The sequence below is a fragment of the Bacteroides sp. 90-K9/2 genome, assembly GCF_047310725.1.
Taxonomy (GTDB): Bacteria; Bacteroidota; Bacteroidia; order Bacteroidales; family Bacteroidaceae; genus Bacteroides; species Bacteroides vicugnae.
This window is the reverse complement of record NZ_JBCGVL010000003.1, coordinates 423,284-442,311: the sequence shown is the minus strand read 5'-3', so window position 1 is coordinate 442,311 and position 19,028 is coordinate 423,284. Positions and strand designations below refer to the sequence as shown.

Sequence of the window (19,028 nt, the reverse complement as noted above, 5' to 3'; positions counted from 1 at the left end):
AACTTTAGTTTCTCGCCGATGAAACTATTCCCCCATGTAGTTGTTTACTTATTTATCTTATATAAAATTCCATTGTAACTAAAAAGCTTGTCATTTATTATCTTTCTTTTCAGAAAAAAGAAGTATATTTGCAATCAAGGACCGGACCTTTGACAGCCGGACTTGTATTTATAGGACATTTAATTTATCTAACAGGAAACTAGCAATTTTCAAACAGATGATAAATCAAATGTCCGTGCCAAGCTTATATCCCTATCGATATATAAGTTCTGGTGCGGGCATACTGTATTTTCATCTGTCGGTTTTGCTAGTACCGCTGTTGGGAAATATATGTATCGTTCGCACCTTTTTGTATCTGGTTGCGACGTATACATCTAAAAACAAAACGAGGTATGACAACAAAACAATGGATTGGTATTGAAGAAGCAGCAACCAAGTATCAGGTATCTACCAGACGTATTATTACTTGGTGTAAAAGACAGGAGATTATTTATTCAGAAATCGGTGATTATCTGATGCTTGATGAAAACAGTCTGACGGATTGTCTTGAACGAAATATCCGGTTCAGTCTTTCCGAAGAAGAACACAAACGCCGGATGGATGAGAAGATGAAGGAAAATGAAGAGGAACTTTTTCTGCTTCAATCGCTGAAAGAGTTGACCCCATTGATTCGGTTAATAATAAAAGAGCTTGCCGGAATGATAAGAAATGATGAAAGACGGCAGCTATTTCTCTATACCGTCTTGCAAGGAAACATCAAGGATTTTAGTGTCCGGAAACACATGAAATATCGTCAAGCGCAGAAAGTATTTGAGGGACTTGTACAGGAAATAAAATCTCAAGCGGGATTCCTTAGGACTTATAAGGAAGACAATATCCGCCTTAGAGCAACAATAAGGGCGTATGAAATGAAATCCCGCCAGAATGGCTTTGATAATGATATGCTCATGAGGGAAGCAGAAGAGACGAATCCGGAAATTTTTATTCCCGAAGATATAAAAGCGGCAAAGGCTTTGCTCGATACTCCTATCACAGAATTGAAATTCGATATTCGGTCGCAGCGGATCATTTCAGAAGCTGATATAAAAACACTCCGGGAACTGCTACAAATCACTTCTCAATATGGGTTTAGGAAATTGCGTGATATGTTACGGAATTTCGGGCTGGTTTCACAAAAGAAAGTGGAAAAACGCTTGAAAGAGCTGAATGTACTGGACGTTGCCGGTAACTGTAATTTATATAGGTATCTGGATGAATGACACAGATTGGGCTGGAGTGTTTCTTTGATAGTATAATAACATGACTGATTTCTTCAAAAATCATTAAAATAGAAAACTTTTCTTCGTTTGTATTGTCTTATAGCCATAAACTTTTAAAACGAGAAATTATGGATGATATGATTAACAGGCATGATTCGATAGCCGAAGAAAATATCGAACCGAATGGTCGTCCGGCTAAGAACCAGTTTGAGGAATGGAGTGGCGAGGTTGCCGACCGTGCCGATGACGCATTTAAGAATGACAAGAAAGACGGTCCCATTAAAGACCGTGAGAAACGTATAAAAGAAATGGACGAAGTGATTAAAAAGGACCTTGAATAAAGGTCCTTTTTAATTTTAGTTTGCCGGAGTAATAACTTTAATGTTGAAATATTGAAACTAGAGCAGGTTTCACCCATCGTATGATGGGCGGTTTTATTTCTAATATGATCTTAAATAAATTCACTAAATGTGCGAATTTTAAATTTGAAATAGTATCTTTGTTGCATCAATAAATAGCTATGAATGTAGAATTTGAAAAAGATTATTTAGCTGACCTGTATGAAAAGGGGAAAATGACCGATAAAAAACATCGGTTCCAGCCCAATATCGTAAAGGGATATTTGAAGTGCGTGAAAGTCTTAATGAATATCTCCAGAATGGAGGATTTGTTCACATTCCAATCTTTGAATTATGAAAAACTGAAGGGGGACAAAAAGGGGCTTTCTTCTTTGCGCATAAACGACCAATATCGTTTGGAGTTTAGGGAAATACCCAGTCAAAGCGATCAATCAATAATAGAAATATGTTCGATAGTAGATATAACGAATCATTATAAATAAAGGATATGGGAAAATTAGCTAACAATTTACAGTCGTTCACTCCGTATCATCCTGGTGAATTGGTAAAAGATGAATTGGAATACCGGGCTATAAAGCAAAAGGATTTTGCTGAAAAGTTCAATATATCTTATAGTGCATTGAATGAAGTCTTGAACGGGAAAAGAAATATAACTTCTGAATTTGCATTAGTCTTGGAAGCTGCTTTGGGTATCAAGGCAGATGTTTTGGTTAGAATTCAAACAGATTACAATTTGGATATGGCTAGAAATAGCGATAAGCTAAAGGAGAGACTTAATAATATTAGAAAAATTGCGGCTGCATTATAGATTTATCTTATTAAATAATCTGATAACCAATTGCTTGACTAAGCGAAGTCGGGCTTTAGTTTAACTAAAAAAGGGAAACCAATTTCTTGATTTCCCTGCTTGGTGGAGCGTATGAGACTCGAACTCATCACCTCGACACTGCCAGTGTCGCGCTCTAGCCAGATGAGCTAACGCCCCTTTTCTATCTTATATGATAACGTTTGTAAACGAATCCTTTTTTGTTGGCGCAAATATAATGCATTATTCTGAAATAATTGCTATGTTTGCGGTAAATAATAGTATGAAATTAAGATATGCTGATTTATAATACAACTTTTCAAGTGGACGATGACGTTCACGACAATTTTATGATTTGGATAAAAGAAAGCTATATCCCTGAAATACAGAAACACGGTGCTTTAAAAGCACCGCGTATTTGCCGGATATTGAGTCATCGGGAAGAAGGAAGTGCGTATTCTTTGCAATGGGAGGTGGAAAGCAGCGGGTTGCTGCATCGTTGGCATCTGGAACAGGGAGTACGTCTGAATGATGAACTAACAAAAATATTTAAAGATAAAGTGATCGGGTTTCCGACCCTGATGGAGGTGATAGAGTGATTCAACCGGTAAAAGAAAAGATAATCCTGGGGATTGATCCCGGTACGACAATCATGGGATATGGTGTTCTAAGAGTGAAAGGAACCAAGCCTGAAATGATTGCGATGGGGATTATCGACTTGCGTAAATTTGCCAACCACTATCTGAAACTTCGCCATATCCATGAACGGGTATTGAGCATTATTGAAAGTTATCTGCCTGATGAGCTGGCTATTGAAGCTCCTTTCTTCGGTAAAAATGTACAATCGATGTTGAAGTTGGGCCGTGCACAGGGGGTAGCGATGGCAGTAGCATTGAGCCGGGACATTCCGATTACGGAATATGCTCCTTTGAAGATAAAGATGGCTATCACCGGAAACGGTCAGGCATCAAAGGAACAGGTGGCGGATATGTTACAGCGGATGTTGCGCTTTCCCAAAGAGGATATGCCTACTTTTATGGATGCAACGGACGGATTGGCAGCAGCCTATTGTCATTTCCTGCAAATGGGGCGGCCGACAATGGAAAAAGGTTATAATAGCTGGAAGGATTTTATAGCGAAGAATCCGGATAAGGTGAAGTAAAGCGACTGATTATAGGGATAGATAGGAAATATCTAGGGGAGGTTTAAATGAAGATGGGAAGTAATTATTTAGCAATATTAGGGGTGACTACAGTGACAACAGTAATGAGCTGCTCCCCTGCGAAAAAGGAATATGCTTCTTTTGAGCTGTATCCGGTTCGTACGGGAAGTCTTATGGAAATGGAATATACGCCGTTGGCAACCAAATTCTATCTTTGGTCACCAACTGCAGAAGAAGTACGCCTGATGCTATATGATGCCGGTGAAGGCGGACATGCTTATGAAACAGTAAAGATGGAGCCCACAGAAGATGGAACCTGGACAACTTCAGTAGATAAGAACCTGCTTGGTAAATTCTATGCCTTCAATGTAAAAATCAATGATAAATGGCAGGGAGACACGCCGGGAATCAATGCACATGCTGTCGGAGTGAATGGGAAACGTGCCGCCATTATTGACTGGAAGACTACAAATCCCGAGGGATGGGAGAGTGACAGACGTCCTTCTCTGAAATCTCCTGCTGATATGATTATCTATGAAATGCATCATCGTGACTTCTCGGTTGATTCTACTTCGGGAATTAAGAATAAAGGTAAATACCTCGCATTGACTGAACACGGGACCATGAATTCGGATCGGTTACTGACCGGTATCGATCACTTGATAGAACTGGGAGTGACACATGTACATCTTCTTCCTTCCTCTGACTATGCTTCTATCGACGAAACAAAACTGGAAGAAAACCACTATAACTGGGGATATGATCCGGCGAATTATAATGTGCCGGATGGCTCTTATTCAACTGATCCTTATCAACCTGCCACTCGTGTGAAAGAGTTCAAACAGATGGTACAAGCACTGCATAGAGCTGGTATCCGTGTGATAATGGATATGGTTTACAATCATACTTTTAATACTGTTGAAAGTAACTTCGAACGTACTGTTCCCGGTTATTTTTATCGTCAGAAAGAAGACGGGACATTGGCAAATGGTTCCGGATGCGGTAATGAGACGGCAAGTGAACGCCCTATGATGCGCAAGTTCATGATAGAGTCCGTTCTTTACTGGATAAAAGAATATCATATTGACGGTTTCCGCTTTGACTTGATGGGAGTACATGATATTGAAACCATGAATGAGATCCGGAAAGCTGTGAACAAGGTTGATCCTACCATCTGTATTTATGGAGAAGGTTGGGCAGCCGACACTCCCCAATATCCGGCAGATTCGTTGGCTATGAAAGGGAATGTTTCCCATATGCCCGGAATTGCCGTATTCTCGGATGAATTGCGTGACGGGCTTTGCGGACCTGTATGGAAAAAAGAGAAAGGTGCTTTCCTTGCCGGAGTTCCCGGAGCAGAAATGAGTGTTAAATTCGGTATTGTGGGTGCTATTGAGCATCCGCAAGTACGGTGTGATTCCGTCAATTACAGTCAGAAACCGTGGGCGGAACAGCCTACCCAGATGATTAGCTATGTTTCCTGTCATGATGGTTTGTGCCTTGTTGATCGCTTGAAAGCAAGTATGCCGGGAGCTACTCCCGAACAACTGGTCCGGCTTGATAAGCTTGCGCAAACGGTGGTCTTCACTTCGCAAGGTATTCCTTTTATCTATGCAGGAGAAGAGGTGATGCGCGATAAACAAGGAGTGGACAATAGTTATAAGAGTCCGGATGCAGTCAATGCTATCGATTGGCGACGTAAAACGACGAACGGAGATGTTTTCATGTATTATAAACGACTCATAGATTTGCGTAAGTCCCATCCCGCTTTCCGTATGGGAGATGCGGAAAAGGTCCGGAAGCATCTGGAGTTTCTTCCGGTGGAAGGACAAAACCTGATTGCATTCCGCCTGAAGGATCATGCGAACGGAGATAGTTGGGAAGATATTATCGTGGCTTTTAATTCCCGTATGACTCCTGCGCGTTTGGAAGTGCCTGTTGGTAAATATACAGTGGTATGCAAAGACGGCGTGATAGATGTGCGTGGATTAGGTACGCAAACCGGGCCGGAAGTGATTATTCCCGGACAGTCTGCATTGATCATGTATAAGTAACTTTTGTTTGAAGACAGAGAATCTTTCCGGTATACATTTCAATAACAATTTCGGTAAATCTACCTGCTTTATGAATATTTAGCGGGGCAATTCTTAATGATTATTCATGAAAACGGATTGAATGAATAACAATAACTGCTGTAATCCGTTCTTGTTAAATCTTTCTTTTTCCTCCTGTTCATTGGTGGTTTCAGCTTGGATGTAACATCGCAACAAGTTTTTGTAACATACGTAAACGATGATGTAACAAGCGAGTAATGATTTGAATCAGAATTTCTGGGTAAGTGGGAAGAAACTTCCTAAGTTTGCAAAGTGGAATCCCGATGGATTTCTTCTCTTGCTAAATTATCATGAAATAAAGACATATAAAAGAAAAGACAGAATGAATAAGTATTGGTTTTATAAGGTAGGGTTAGTAGTTGTGTTCCTTTGCTTCGCCTTGTTGGGCGGAGCAAAGGTTAAACTTCCGGCTCTTGTTTCCGACGGAATGGTACTTCAGCGTGGGGAACCTGTCAATATCTGGGGAACGGCTGATCCTGATGAAACCGTTGATATAACTTTCCTGAAAAAGAAATATAAGACTGTTGCCGATGTACAAGGTAACTGGAAAGTGACTTTGCCTGTTTTGAAAGCCGGCGGACCTTATACGATGACCATTAATGATATCGAATTAAAAGATATTCTTATTGGTGATGTTTGGGTATGTTCGGGACAGTCGAATATGGAATTGCCTGTTTCACGGGTTACAGATCGTTTTCGCGATGAAATATCTACGGACAGTAACTATCCGATGGTGCGCTATATAAAAACACCTCTCCTCTATAATTTTCATGCCCCGCAGGCAGATATTCCGGGAATTTCCTGGCAGGCAATGACTCCTGAAAATGTGATGCCTTTCTCTGCTTTGGTCTATTTTTTCGCTAAAGATATCTATCAGAAAACAAAAGTTCCGGTAGGAATCATAAATTCCAGTGTCGGAGGTTCACCAGTAGAAGCGTGGATCAGCGAGGAAGGGTTGAAGCCTTTTCCATTTTATTTGAATGAAAAGCGTATTTATGAGGCGGACGATTTGATGGAGTCGATGAAAAGAGAGGAAAGGAAGAAAAGTCATGCCTGGAATGTGTCGTTATATCAGGGAGACAAAGGGATGCATGAGGCTACCCCTTGGTATGCTACCGATTATGATGATAGCAATTGGAAAGAAACGGATTTGTTTGCTTCTGGCTGGGCAACAAACGGACTGAATACCATCAATGGCTCCCACTGGTTCCGTAAAGACTTTCAGGTGTCTGCAAAACCGGCGGGAGAGAAAGCGACTCTTCGTTTGGGATGCATCGTCGATGCAGATTCAGTCTATGTAAATGGCACATTTGTGGGGTCTGTCTCTTATCAGTATCCTCCCCGTATCTATACCATTCCTGCCGGATTGTTGAAAGCCGGAAAAAATACAATAACCATACGCCTGTTCAGTTATGGCGGTCGTCCTCAATTTGTAAAGGAAAAGCCTTATAAAATCCTTTTCGGAAAAGGGCAGCCTGAAAAAGGAGGGTCGGAGATCAATCTGGAGGGGAGTTGGAAATATCACCTCGGTGCTCCTATGCCCGCTGCTCCGGGACAAACAGCTTTCCATTATAAACCCACAGGACTGTATAATGCCATGATTGCTCCTTTGCTGAACTATACGGTATCCGGTGTCATCTGGTATCAGGGAGAATCGAATGTTTCGCGCAGAAATGAGTATAAAGATTTGCTGACAGCCATGATTACCGATTGGAGACAACGATGGAATAAGTCGGATATGTCTTTTTATATTATTGAGCTGGCGGATTTTCTTTCACCCACAGATAAAGGAGGACGCGCTGCCTGGGCGGAATTCCGGAAAGCGCAGGCGGAAGTAGCCGATACAAATAAAAATGTTATTCTGATTAAAAACAGTGATTTAGGAGAATGGAATGATATTCATCCATTGGATAAAAAGACGCTAGGGAAACGAGTGGCAGCAGCTATCTTGATAGAAATGAATACGAAAAACTGAAAATGACCAATTTATCTATTTTATGGAGAATACAATAAAGACCAATGAAGCGAAAGGTTTCTATAAACTCTCTTGGCTTCAACGTATAGGATTCGGTTCCGGTGATTTGGCGCAAAACCTTATTTACCAAACCGTATGTATGTATCTGCTGATTTTTTATACCAATGTATATGGACTTAAACCGGAAGTGGCAGCCGTGATGTTTCTTATTGTCAGGATAGTGGATGTGCTTTGGGATCCTCTGGTGGGTGCTTTCGTCGATAAGCACAATCCTAAACTAGGCAAATACCGTTCATACCTTATTTGGGGAGGAATTCCGCTGACAGGTTTTGCTATTCTTTGTTTTTGGAACGGCTTTTCGGGCTCACTGTTCTATGCCTATTTCACTTACGTTGGATTATCCATGTGTTATACATTGATTAATGTGCCTTATGGAGCATTGAATGCGTCACTTACCCGTGATACGAATGAAATCACGGTGTTGACGTCAGTGCGTATGTTTCTTGCCAATTTGGGCGGTTTGGCCGTGGCATACGGTATTCCGATACTGGTGAAGGTGTTGTCTCCCGATGGTAAAATCAATACTACTGCATCTGCTAACGCATGGTTTATTACGATGACTATTTATGCTGTTATCGGATTGGTATTATTGGTGTTTTGTTTTAGCCAGACACAAGAGCGTGTAGTTATGAACCGGGAGGAGACTTCTAAAGTAAAAGTGTCCGACTTGTGGGTAGAATTTTGTAGAAATAAACCTTTGCGTATTTTGGCATTCTTTTTCATTACTGCTTTTGCAATGATGGCCATTGGTAATTCTGCCGGTTCATATTATATGATTTATAATGTACATGCACCGGAGATGTTACCTTATTTCATGGCCTTGGGCTCGATACCCGCATTCATTTTCATGCCGATGGTACCTGCCATTAAACGTGCTATTGGAAAAAAGCAAATGTTTTATGTATTCCTTTCAGTCGCTATATTGGGTATGGCATTGCTGTATATTATTTCTGTGGTTCCGGTACTCAAAACACAGATATGGCTGGTCTTTGTGGCGCAGTTCATAAAATCTACCGGAGTCATTATTGCAACAGGGTATATGTGGGCTTTGGTTCCTGAAGTAATTTCGTATGGCGAATATACTCATGGTAAACGTATTTCGGGCATAGTCAATGCTTTGACTGGTATTTTCTATAAAGCGGGAATGGCTCTTGGAGGAGTTGTACCGGGACTTGTTATGGCTTTTGTCGGATTCGACCAGACAAATGAAGTGTCACAATCGCCTTTTGCCGAACAGGGAATACTGTGGCTCGTGGCCGTTATTCCGGCATTGTTACTTTTGGTAGCTATGTTCATTATTTCTAAATATGAACTGGAAGATAATGTGATTGACAATATTAATGAGGAGATAGAATCGCGCTGTAAGAAAGGCGAATAGATAAGATGTAGAATGTTTATTACTCAAAAATATAACGTATGAAACTCAAACGAATAATTCTGTTGTTATTGACAGTGATGTTTTCTTTTTCTTATGGAGAAGTGTTTGCGAAAGATGGAAATTCGCTGAAAAAGGCTTTGAAAAACAAGTTTTTGATTGGCGTGTCAGTGAACACACATCAAAGTTCCGGTAAGGATGTCGCAGCTGTTGAAGTTGTAAAGAAGAATTTTAATTCCATCGTGGCGGAAAACTGCATGAAGTCTTCTGTCATTCATCCGAAAGAAAATAAATATAATTTTACGCAGGCAGATGAATTTGTCAGTTTTGGTGAGAGCAATCAAATGGCTATCATCGGTCACTGCCTGATTTGGCATTCACAATTGGCCCCTTGGTTTTGCGTAGATAAGGATGGGAACAATGTTTCTCCGGAAGTCCTGAAGAAGCGGATGAAAGACCATATCACGACTATCGTGAAACGCTATAAAGGCCGCATCAAAGGCTGGGATGTAGTAAATGAAGCGATTGAAGATAATGGAGCATATCGCAAGACAAAGTTTTATGAGATTTTGGGGAAAGAATATATTCCATTGGCTTTCCAGTATGCACACGAGGCCGATCCGGATGCCGAACTTTACTACAATGACTACTCTATGGCTCAACCGGGCAGAAGAGATGCAGTCGTGAAGATGGTAAATGGTTTGAAAAAACGTGGAATCCGTATTGATGCCGTAGGTATGCAAGGACACATAGGCATGGACTACCCGAAAATCAGTGAATTTGAGAAGAGTATGCTGGCCTTTGCCGGAACAGGGGTAAAGATAATGATAACAGAGCTGGATTTGACGGTGATACCATCACCGAATCCCAATGTAGGTGCAGAAGTTTCCGCTTCCTTTGAATATAAAAAAGAGATGAATCCTTATCCGGATGGATTACCGGAAGAGGTATCGAAAGCATGGACTGAAAGAATGAATGACTTTTTCCGTCTGTTCCTGAAGCATCATAACCTCATCACCAGGGTTACTCTTTGGGGAGTAGCCGATCAGAACTCTTGGCGTAATGACTGGCCGATGAGAGGCCGCACGGATTATCCGTTACTTTTTGATCGCAATTATCAGCCGAAGCCGGTAGTCGACCTGATTATCAAAGAGGCTGAAAAAACAAAATAAGTTTCTAACAGAAAAAATAGAAATAATATGAAAACAGAAAAAAGATATTTAGTTCCCAGTGATTATATGGCTGACCCTGCCGTACATGTATTTGATGGCAAACTGTATATTTATCCCTCGCACGATTGGGAAAGTGGTATTGCCGAAAATGATAATGGCGATCATTTCAATATGAAAGATTATCACGTGTATTCTATGGATGATGTGATGAACGGTGAAATAAAAGATCATGGAGTGGTGCTTTCCACAGAGGATATTCCTTGGGCGGGCCGTCAACTTTGGGATTGTGATGTGGTTTGTAAAGATGGTAAGTACTATATGTATTTTCCATTGAAAGATCAGAATGATATATTTCGTATCGGGGTAGCTGTGAGTGATAAACCTTATGGTCCTTTTATACCGGAAGCTAATCCGATGAAGGGAAGTTACAGCATCGATCCGGCTGTATGGGATGACGGAGATGGTAACTATTATATGTATTTCGGTGGATTGTGGGGTGGACAACTTCAACGTTACCGTAATAATAAAGCCTTGGAATCTGCTATTTTGCCGGAAGGAGAGGAGGAAGCAATCCCGTCGCGTGTCGCTCGTTTGAGTGAAGATATGATGGAGTTTGCCGAAGAACCCCGTGCAGTGGTAATTCTGGATGAAAACGGCAAGCCGTTGACAGCAGGGGATACGGAACGCCGTTTCTTTGAAGCTTCGTGGATGCATAAATATAATGGCAAATACTATTTCTCCTATTCTACGGGAGATACTCATCTGCTCTGCTATGCAATAGGTGATAACCCTTATGGGCCGTTTACTTATCAGGGAGTCATTCTGACTCCGGTGGTAGGATGGACTACTCACCATGCTATTGTAGAGTTTAAAGGTAAGTGGTATCTGTTTCATCACGATTGTGTGCCATCAGAGGGAAAGACATGGCTCCGTAGCCTAAAAGTCTGTGAACTTCAGTATGATGCAGACGGGCGAATCATTACTATCGAGGGAAAAGATGAATAATAGAATACATTAAAACAACCGCCTCTATCTGAAAAATATGCCTAGAAATATATTTGCATTGATATTCACTATCCTTTTTTGCTTTTCTTCTATTTGGGCAGAAGATGGAAGTGCCTTGTGGCTTCGTTATGCATCGGGAGCGAAAGCGGAAATCACCAGCAAGAAACAATCACCTACATTACGTATTGCGGTTTCCGAATTACAGAACTTCTGGCAGGGAGGAATCTCGGTTACTTTGGAGGTTCGGAGCAATAAAGAACTTCGTGCACTTGGAAATGAGGGATATACGATTCAGACCTCCAAAGGTGGCAATCAAATAACGATAGCTTCTTGCGGTGAACAAGGAGTACTTTATGGAACTTATCATTTACTCCGTCTGCAAGCTACCGGACAACTACCGGAATCAGCTTTGCAATCCCTCAATATCTCTGAACGACCTGATTATCGAATTCGTATCCTGAATCATTGGGATAACTTGGATGGTACAATCGAACGCGGATATGCCGGACATTCACTTTGGAAATGGGACGAACTTCCGTCTGTTGTCTCTCTCCGTTATGAAGCCTACGCTCGTGCCAATGCTTCTATCGGCATTAATGCCACCGTAATAAACAATGTCAATGCAAGTCCTAAGATACTATCTAATGATTATTTGCAGAAAGTCAAAGTCTTGGCCGACGTTTTCCGCCCTTATGGCTTGAAAATATATCTTTCTATCAATTTCTCTTCTCCCGCAGCTTTAGGTGGTTTGTCCACTTCCGATCCGTTGAATAAAGAAGTGATAGACTGGTGGAAGCAGAAAGCCAAAGAGATTTATTCTCTGATTCCCGATTTCGGAGGTTTCTTGGTGAAAGCGAATTCCGAAGGGCAGCCCGGTCCATGTGACTACGGAAGCACTCATGCCGAAGGAGCCAATATGCTTGCCGATGTGTTGAGGCCCTATCATGGTATTGTGATGTGGCGCGCTTTCGTTTATTCTCCTACTGACAGCGACCGTGCCAAACAAGCCTATCTTGAATTTGAACCTTTGGATGGTAAGTTCCGGGACAATGTTATTGTGCAGATCAAAAACGGTCCGATAGATTTCCAGCCCCGTGAGCCATTCAGCCCGCTGTTCGGAGCTATGAAGAAGACGGCAGTTATGCCCGAGTTTCAAATCACACAAGAGTATCTTGGCTTTTCCAATCACCTTGCGTTCCTTGCTCCTATGTGGAAAGAATGTTTAGATAGTGATACTTATCTACAAGGCAAAGGCTCCACCATTGCCCGTGTGACGGATGGTTCGTTATTCCCTCATCCGCTCACGGCTATTTCCGGAGTGGCAAACATGGGTGATGATACTAATTGGTGTGGACATCCTTTTGCCCAAGCTAACTGGTATGCTTTCGGACGCTTGGCATGGAAGCATTCGCTTTCTTCCGAACAGATAGGAAATGAATGGTTGAAACAGACTTTTCTTCCCGTTACCGGTGCGCAAATCGATACTCCGGCAGGAGAAGTCATTCAAAAAGAGCAAATTGACGCTGAACTCTCCTTTCTCAACTCCCAAGTGCTTCAGAAATCGAGAGAAGCAGTAGTAGACTACATGATGCCTCTCGGCTTGCATCATATCTTTGCATGGGGACATCATTACGGACCGGAACCCTGGTGTGATATTCCCGATGCCCGCCCGGATTGGCTACCTCCTTATTACCACCGTGCCGACAACATGGGAATAGGTTTCGACCGCAGCAGTACAGGAAGTAATGCTACCGGACAATACCATTCTCCATTATGCGAGCAACTGGACAATGTGAATACCTGTCCGGAGAATCTGCTCCTTTGGTTTCACCATGTCCCTTGGAATCATCAGATGAAGAGCGGGCGTACACTTTGGACAGAACTGTGCTACGCGTATGATCGTGGTGTAAACGAAGTGAGAAACTTTCAAAAAGTGTGGGACAGGATGGAACCGTATATTGATTTCGAACGTTTTCGTGATGTGCAACACCGCCTGAAGATTCAGGCACGGGATGCTGTCTGGTGGCGGGATGCTTGTTTGCTTTACTTCCAGCAATTCAGCAGACAACCGATACCTTACGAATTGGAACGTCCCATACACGAGTTGAAAGATATGATGGAATACAAATTGGATATTACCAATTTTGAATGTCCACCTTATGGGTTTAGTAAGTAAACAAAGATATTCCCTATACGGAACGAATAAGAATATGTTTGCAATTTGGCGTCTTCTATGATAAAATTGTTACCTTTGCGGGCAATAATAAAACAGAATAAAAGAATATGAACCAAAATACATTCTGCATGGCGGGGGGCGTAGCACGCAACCCGCTTGTGCGTTTAGCCAAACCCATCACGGCAACTATCGGAGCGAATGAGCACATAGCCATTGTAGGTCCCAATGGTGGTGGTAAAAGTCTTTTTATAGATACCCTGATCGGAAAATATCCATTGCGTGATGGAACCGTGCAATATGATTTTTCCCCCTCTGCCACCCAGACTCTTTATGATAATGTGAAATACATTGCTTTCCGCGATACTTATGGAGCTGCCGATGCCAATTACTACTATCAGCAGCGTTGGAATGCTCATGATCAGGATGAGGCTCCCGATGTTCGTGAGATGTTGGGAGAAATCAAGGACGAGCAACTGCAATGCGAACTGTTTGAACTCTTCCGTATCGAACCGTTGCTCGACAAGAAAATCATTCTCCTTTCCAGCGGTGAATTACGTAAATTCCAGCTAACCAAAACCCTGTTGACTGCTCCCCGCGTGTTGATTATGGATAATCCGTTTATCGGACTGGATGCTCCTACGCGTGAACTGTTATTCTCTTTGCTCGAACGTCTGACGAAAATGTCGTCCGTACAAATTATTCTGGTGCTTTCCATGCTCGATGATATACCGTCATTCATTACTCATGTCATTCCTGTGGACAAAATGGAGGTCTTTCCTAAAATGGAACGTGAAGCCTATCTCGAAGCTTTCCGTAGTAGAGATGTGGTTACCTCTTTTGATGATTTGCAGCAACGGATTATAGATTTGCCATCTGATGGCAACAATTACGATTCGGAGGAAGTAGTGAAACTGAATAAGGTCAGTATCCGTTATGGCGACCGAACTATTCTGAAAGAACTGGACTGGACAGTCCGTCGTGGTGAGAAGTGGGCGTTGAGTGGTGAGAACGGTGCCGGGAAATCGACTCTGTTGAGCCTTGTCTGTGCAGACAATCCGCAATCGTATGCCTGTGACATCAGTCTCTTCGGACGGAAAAGAGGGACGGGAGAAAGTATTTGGGAAATCAAGAAACATATCGGTTACGTAAGTCCGGAGATGCACCGTGCTTATCTTAAAAATCTGCCCGCTATTGAGATTGTAGCCAGTGGTTTGCATGACAGTATCGGTCTGTATAAACGTCCTCAACCGGAACAGATGGCTATCTGTGAGTGGTGGATGGATATATTCGGCATTGCAAATTTGAAAGATAAACCATTCCTGCAACTATCCAGTGGAGAACAACGTTTGGCCTTGCTGGCAAGAGCTTTCGTCAAAGACCCGGAACTGCTGATTCTGGATGAACCGCTTCATGGCTTGGATACCTATAATCGTCGCCGGGTAAAGAAAGTGATCGAGGCTTTCTGCCGACGCAAAGATAAGACGATGATTATGGTGACACATTATGAATCGGAACTTCCCAACACTATAACAGACCGTATTTTCTTAAAGAGAAACCGGTAAACATTGTTTTCTGATATTTATTTTTCTTTGAAATCAGGTTTTAGTTGAGCGGATGCGTAAACCAGAAACAGGACCCTTCTCCCGGTTTCGATTCCACTCCGATTTTGCCACCCAGCTGTGTGACGATACTCTGACAGATGGAAAGTCCCAATCCTGTGCCGGCAATGAAATTATTCAATTTCACGAATCGGGTGAAGATAGCTTCCTGTTTTTCCGGTTCGATGCCCATTCCCGTATCCTGAACCGAGAATCTGACTTCATTTCCGTTGATTTGGTAATCAATGACAATACTACCCTTGGAAGTAAATTTCAGAGCATTCGTTATAAAGTTCAGCAATACCTGATACAACCTGTTTTTGTCGCTGGTAAAAGTAAGTTCGGGAAGTTCCGGTGCTAAAAGAATCTCTACTTGTTCAGTAGCCTTTACCTGCATAGCCTGTAGCAGTTCGTTGCAAAGTTGTTGTGCATCCACTTGTTCCGGGATAATGTCGAAAGTCCCGGCCTCGATCTTTGACAAGTCAAGAATATCCGAGATCAGTTGTAACAAGAGCTTGTTATTCTCTTCAATAATTGTTATATACAGATGTTTTTCTTCTGCATCCTCCGCTTCCTCAAGCAGACTGGAAAAGCCTACTATCGCATTGAGTGGAGTACGTATCTCATGACTCATATTCGCAAGAAAAGCAGATTTTAGCCGGTCGGCTTCTTCAGCTTTCTCTTTGGCGCCAATCAGCATCCGCTCTGTCTCTTTCAGTTCGGTAATATCAAAGTTGATGCACAGCATTTCGATGATATTATCCTGCGGCTGATAATTCCTGACTAATACGTTAACCCGTGTCCAAGTGTAATTTCCATCTGCTCTGCGGATGCGGACATCGCGGGATAGCTTGGAACTTTCTCCTTTTATCACTTTATCCAGGAAGTCGATCATCACAGCCCGATCTTCCGGATGGAAATGGGAATGAATACCGATGATTTCCGGCAATGGGGTACCCTCTTCTTCACCTACATTCATGTACCAGCTTCTCAAAGCATACCCGTCCCGACTCAAAGCATCGAAGTGTGCGTAACCTACTTTTGCATAATCTCCCACCAGATCGAAAAAACTCTCGAATTCCTGAATCTTATTATAGGCAATTGTATCTTCGGTCTTGTCTACATTTATTAAGAGGTAGTTGATAGGTGCGTGGTTGTGATCGTATAGAGTGGTTACTTTCGTTGTTAAGTCAATGAAACCGGTTGTACTGTCAGGCTGATAATATTTGTTGATTTTGGAAAAGTCATACCGGAATGTAAAATCTGCGTTCTCATTGTCTCTAATCTTTTGTTTTATTTCCTCCGGCAATATAGGATTCTCGAAAATGTTGACTCCCAGAATATCTTCTTTATTGGAAATACGGAACATTTCCATATCTTTTTTATTCAGGTCGACCATTTGACCGTCCTTATCATATAATTCGATGCCGACCGGAAGATTCTTATAAATATTATGCAGGATCCGCTCGCTATTTTGTAGAGCCTGATGTGCAGAGGCTATATGAATTCCCTCTTGTGTTTCGGCAATTCCATATACTTTGGTGTTACCGTTTTCGTCTGTTTCCTGAAAGCATGCCTTGCTGCGAATCCATACATGGCCTTTGGGAGTATCAAACAAGTATATTTCTTCTACAGTCTGTTGCAATTTGTCAAAAGACGGAAAAGTGGCGTATCCCTGGTCTTCTTTTAGAATACGCTTGTTGAAATCTTCGAAACTGATGAGCCCGTCTTCTCCTATTCCGAGTAGTTGGGAGATAAGTTCCGAACACTTGTAAGTCTTTGCTTTTAAGTCAGCTTCCCACCATCCTATATTCGCTTTGTTCATAAGCTTTTGTAGGAATTCACTTTCGTTTTGTTCGTTTATTTTCAAGATATGTCTGTATTATCAAGAGTTAGACAATAATTTGCTCGTAAAAATAATCATTTTTGTTGAATTCCACCTTAAAAAAGTAAAAGATAGTATGATTGTATCATAAGGAAAGTCTGTACTACAAAGAAAACGGGCATATATGAACAGAATATCAATAAATTATCTTCGTGTAAAAAAAATAATCGAAGCATTCTGTAAGCGTAAAGATAAAGCGAAGATTAAATCAACATCCAGATGAATGGGAACGGTCGGATATAGTTGTGAATCGTATCTTTCTGGGGAGAAACAAGGTGTCAAAATATTAAGAGCCAGACGATGGGAATAGAATATGTCTATAACAACAAATGCATTTATATGAATTATAATCTTTTTTAATAAATAGAATGTTTTTTGCTCTAATTGGTTATCTTTGCGCTCTATAAAATGCAAAAAGTAACAGGAAATACATGAATGATAGTCAAAATGCTATAACTGTTATATACAGGGAACATTGGCAAAAACTCTATATTCATGCATATAATCTGCTGAATGATGAGGAAAGTGCAAAAGATGTGGTGAACGATGTCTTTTGTTCGGTGCTTGAGAGCAGCGAACGGTTGACAACGGAAGAGGATCTGCTGCCGTTATTCTTCGTCATGGTGCGAAATCGTTGTATTGACCAAATACGTCATCAGAACGTGGTGTATAAAAATGCGGAAAGGTATCTGGAAGAACTTTACAGTGGCTGGACTGTGAAAGAATACCGTGAGTATGAAGATAAGATAAACCGGATGCAGGAGAGTATTCGCCAGATGGCTCCACAAATGCGAACCGTAGTGGAAGAGTTTTTCTTAAATGAAAAGAAATGTGCGGAAATCAGTGAAAAGTTACGTATTAGTGATAATACCGTTAGAACGCACATTGCCAGAGCTTTAAAGATACTCCGAAAACAATTAACCATCTTTTTTTAAAAAAAATCCTATCGGGGTGTCATCAGTTTCAGTAACCTCTACGTGTTTAATGAAACTATTGACACTATGATAGACCATTCAGATAAAAATTTAGATTATGCACTTCGTGCCATACAACATCCACAATTAAGGGAAACTGATGAATTCCTTCAGTGGATAAATATATCTGGTAATAAAGAACTTTTCTTGGAATTAATGGCTTGTAAGGAAGCTGTGATACGTGAGAATCTGGAACGGAAACGTAGAGTCAGGTCAAGAATGTATATAGGGGCAGCGGCTTTTACTGCGGCTGCCGTATTAGTGCTGGTTTTTCTGATTCCTTCGTTATTTCCGACTACTTCCCGGCAAATGGAACAACCCATACGGCTCTTTGATGCAATCACTGATGGAGAACATGTGATGTTGCAAACGGATGGTCATAGTGAACAACTGCTGGAAGATAGTGTGATGAATCTTAAAGAAGTGGGAGCATTAACTTCGGACACAATATGTTGTCAGACTTTGACTACTCCACGCGGGAAGAGCTTTCTATTGGTGTTGTCGGATGGTACTAAAGTCTGGATTAATGCTGAAAGTAGCTTGCGTTATCCTGTGGCTTTTAATGGTAAGGAACGGCGTGTGGAATTGAAAGGGGAAGCCTGTTTCGAGGTTGCGAAGAATGAAAAATGTCCGTTTATTGTAAGTACCGATGGGATGGAAACTACGGTATTGGGTACTAAATTCAATATACGTTCATATAAAACGGAAGACCGGCACGTGACCTTGGTACAAGGAAAGGTGGAGGTTACGAATATGACCAGTCATCAATCCGTTATACTCCAGCCTGGTCAGGATCTCACTTATACGGAAAACGGAGAAGAAAATATATCACGTGTGAATATTGCGACTTATACAGCTTGGACTGAGGGAATGTTCTATTTTGAAGATGCATCACTGAAAGACATCATGAGTTCTTTAGGCAGATGGTATAACGTGAATATTGATTTCGAACAAGCGGAACTATACCATATCCGATTAAACTTCTGGGCTAACCGTGATGCCCGCTTGGAAGAAGCTTTGGAACTTCTGAATAAACTGGAAAAAGTACGTGTGGATTATCAAGACGAGACGATCACGATTAAACATATATAACTTTACAAATACAACTC

General features: G+C 41.5%; 16 protein-coding genes and 1 tRNA gene. 15 read left to right on the top strand and 2 right to left on the bottom strand.

Translation table 11 applies throughout. The features are described 5' to 3' along the window. Positions 1-392: 392 nt before the first annotated feature. From AAHJ11_RS11175 to AAHJ11_RS11160, 4 genes are all read left to right on the top strand, one after another. Entirely contained in the window at positions 393-1,259 is an 867-nt protein-coding gene (locus tag AAHJ11_RS11175; protein ID WP_258981407.1) for a hypothetical protein, read from the top strand. Between the two features lie 128 nt (positions 1,260-1,387). After that, entirely contained in the window at positions 1,388-1,600 is a 213-nt protein-coding gene (locus AAHJ11_RS11170) for a hypothetical protein (protein WP_117934125.1), read from the top strand. A 179-nt stretch (positions 1,601-1,779) separates the two neighbouring features. After that, on the top strand, positions 1,780-2,100 hold the full coding sequence (locus AAHJ11_RS11165) for a type II toxin-antitoxin system RelE/ParE family toxin (RefSeq protein ID WP_148364704.1): 321 nt from the start codon (positions 1,780-1,782) through the stop codon (positions 2,098-2,100). Positions 2,101-2,105: 5 nt separating this feature from the next. Next, on the top strand, positions 2,106-2,426 hold the full coding sequence (locus tag AAHJ11_RS11160) for a HigA family addiction module antitoxin (RefSeq protein ID WP_320974941.1): 321 nt from the start codon (positions 2,106-2,108) through the stop codon (positions 2,424-2,426). A 100-nt stretch (positions 2,427-2,526) separates the two neighbouring features. On the opposite strand, the gene AAHJ11_RS11155 is transcribed toward AAHJ11_RS11160, so the two are convergent. Then, positions 2,527-2,603 (bottom strand) — tRNA-Ala (locus AAHJ11_RS11155). A 116-nt stretch (positions 2,604-2,719) separates the two neighbouring features. Between AAHJ11_RS11155 and AAHJ11_RS11150 the strand changes: the two genes are divergently transcribed. The 9 genes from AAHJ11_RS11150 (at position 2,720) to AAHJ11_RS11110 (ending at position 15,024) form a co-directional block, all read left to right on the top strand. Further along, the gene (locus tag AAHJ11_RS11150; RefSeq protein ID WP_148364706.1) at positions 2,720-3,022 is read left to right on the top strand and encodes a DUF4286 family protein; all 303 of its coding nucleotides are present in this window, start codon (positions 2,720-2,722) and stop codon (positions 3,020-3,022) included. After that, entirely contained in the window at positions 3,019-3,585 is a 567-nt protein-coding gene (ruvC, locus tag AAHJ11_RS11145) for a crossover junction endodeoxyribonuclease RuvC (RefSeq protein ID WP_004300848.1), read from the top strand. Before AAHJ11_RS11150 ends, ruvC begins: the two co-directional genes overlap by 4 nt. 47 nt (positions 3,586-3,632) lie before the next feature. Beyond that, entirely contained in the window at positions 3,633-5,639 is a 2,007-nt protein-coding gene (gene pulA, locus AAHJ11_RS11140; protein ID WP_320982721.1) for a type I pullulanase, read from the top strand. A 382-nt stretch (positions 5,640-6,021) separates the two neighbouring features. After that, on the top strand, positions 6,022-7,674 hold the full coding sequence (locus tag AAHJ11_RS11135) for a sialate O-acetylesterase (protein WP_413579531.1): 1,653 nt from the start codon (positions 6,022-6,024) through the stop codon (positions 7,672-7,674). 22 nt (positions 7,675-7,696) lie between these two features. Next, the gene (locus AAHJ11_RS11130) at positions 7,697-9,112 is read left to right on the top strand and encodes an MFS transporter (RefSeq protein WP_320979109.1); all 1,416 of its coding nucleotides are present in this window, start codon (positions 7,697-7,699) and stop codon (positions 9,110-9,112) included. Between the two features lie 38 nt (positions 9,113-9,150). Then, positions 9,151-10,281 carry an endo-1,4-beta-xylanase gene (locus tag AAHJ11_RS11125; RefSeq protein WP_148364710.1) on the top strand — a complete coding sequence of 377 codons (1,131 nt, stop codon included), beginning with the start codon at positions 9,151-9,153 and terminating at the stop codon, positions 10,279-10,281. Positions 10,282-10,308: 27 nt separating this feature from the next. Next, on the top strand, positions 10,309-11,286 hold the full coding sequence (locus tag AAHJ11_RS11120) for a glycoside hydrolase family 43 protein (protein ID WP_148364711.1): 978 nt from the start codon (positions 10,309-10,311) through the stop codon (positions 11,284-11,286). A gap of 37 nt (positions 11,287-11,323) precedes the next feature. Then, entirely contained in the window at positions 11,324-13,462 is a 2,139-nt protein-coding gene (locus AAHJ11_RS11115; RefSeq protein WP_320974945.1) for an alpha-glucuronidase, read from the top strand. 107 nt (positions 13,463-13,569) lie between these two features. Continuing rightward, positions 13,570-15,024, top strand: coding sequence for an ATP-binding cassette domain-containing protein (locus tag AAHJ11_RS11110; protein WP_148364713.1), 1,455 nt, complete (start codon positions 13,570-13,572; stop codon positions 15,022-15,024). A gap of 40 nt (positions 15,025-15,064) precedes the next feature. On the opposite strand, the gene AAHJ11_RS11105 is transcribed toward AAHJ11_RS11110, so the two are convergent. Continuing rightward, positions 15,065-16,885: a PAS domain-containing sensor histidine kinase gene (locus AAHJ11_RS11105; protein ID WP_195649526.1), complete on the bottom strand. Its 1,821-nt coding sequence runs from the start codon at positions 16,883-16,885 to the stop codon at positions 15,065-15,067. A gap of 491 nt (positions 16,886-17,376) precedes the next feature. Between AAHJ11_RS11105 and AAHJ11_RS11100 the strand changes: the two genes are divergently transcribed. Continuing rightward, positions 17,377-17,880: an RNA polymerase sigma factor gene (locus AAHJ11_RS11100; RefSeq protein WP_148364714.1), complete on the top strand. Its 504-nt coding sequence runs from the start codon at positions 17,377-17,379 to the stop codon at positions 17,878-17,880. 66 nt (positions 17,881-17,946) lie between these two features. Beyond that, a complete protein-coding gene (locus AAHJ11_RS11095; protein ID WP_413579528.1) occupies positions 17,947-19,011 on the top strand; it encodes a FecR family protein in 1,065 nt (354 codons plus the stop codon). Positions 19,012-19,028 lie beyond the last annotated feature (17 nt).

Bases quoted from the DNA above. Each gene is read 5' to 3' on its own strand.
- AAHJ11_RS11175 (WP_258981407.1), top strand. From the start codon at position 393: ATGACAACAAAACAATGGATTGGTATTGAAGAAGCAGCAACCAAGTAT.
- AAHJ11_RS11170 (WP_117934125.1), top strand. From the start codon at position 1,388: ATGGATGATATGATTAACAGGCATGATTCGATAGCCGAAGAAAATATC.
- AAHJ11_RS11165 (WP_148364704.1), top strand. From the start codon at position 1,780: ATGAATGTAGAATTTGAAAAAGATTATTTAGCTGACCTGTATGAAAAG.
- AAHJ11_RS11160 (WP_320974941.1), top strand. From the start codon at position 2,106: ATGGGAAAATTAGCTAACAATTTACAGTCGTTCACTCCGTATCATCCT.
- AAHJ11_RS11150 (WP_148364706.1), top strand. From the start codon at position 2,720: ATGCTGATTTATAATACAACTTTTCAAGTGGACGATGACGTTCACGAC.
- pulA (WP_320982721.1), top strand. From the start codon at position 3,633: ATGAAGATGGGAAGTAATTATTTAGCAATATTAGGGGTGACTACAGTG.
- AAHJ11_RS11135 (WP_413579531.1), top strand. From the start codon at position 6,022: ATGAATAAGTATTGGTTTTATAAGGTAGGGTTAGTAGTTGTGTTCCTT.
- AAHJ11_RS11130 (WP_320979109.1), top strand. From the start codon at position 7,697: ATGGAGAATACAATAAAGACCAATGAAGCGAAAGGTTTCTATAAACTC.
- AAHJ11_RS11125 (WP_148364710.1), top strand. From the start codon at position 9,151: ATGAAACTCAAACGAATAATTCTGTTGTTATTGACAGTGATGTTTTCT.
- AAHJ11_RS11120 (WP_148364711.1), top strand. From the start codon at position 10,309: ATGAAAACAGAAAAAAGATATTTAGTTCCCAGTGATTATATGGCTGAC.
- AAHJ11_RS11115 (WP_320974945.1), top strand. From the start codon at position 11,324: ATGCCTAGAAATATATTTGCATTGATATTCACTATCCTTTTTTGCTTT.
- AAHJ11_RS11110 (WP_148364713.1), top strand. From the start codon at position 13,570: ATGAACCAAAATACATTCTGCATGGCGGGGGGCGTAGCACGCAACCCG.
- AAHJ11_RS11105 (WP_195649526.1), bottom strand. From the start codon at position 16,885: ATGAACAAAGCGAATATAGGATGGTGGGAAGCTGACTTAAAAGCAAAG.
- AAHJ11_RS11100 (WP_148364714.1), top strand. From the start codon at position 17,377: ATGAATGATAGTCAAAATGCTATAACTGTTATATACAGGGAACATTGG.
- AAHJ11_RS11095 (WP_413579528.1), top strand. From the start codon at position 17,947: ATGATAGACCATTCAGATAAAAATTTAGATTATGCACTTCGTGCCATA.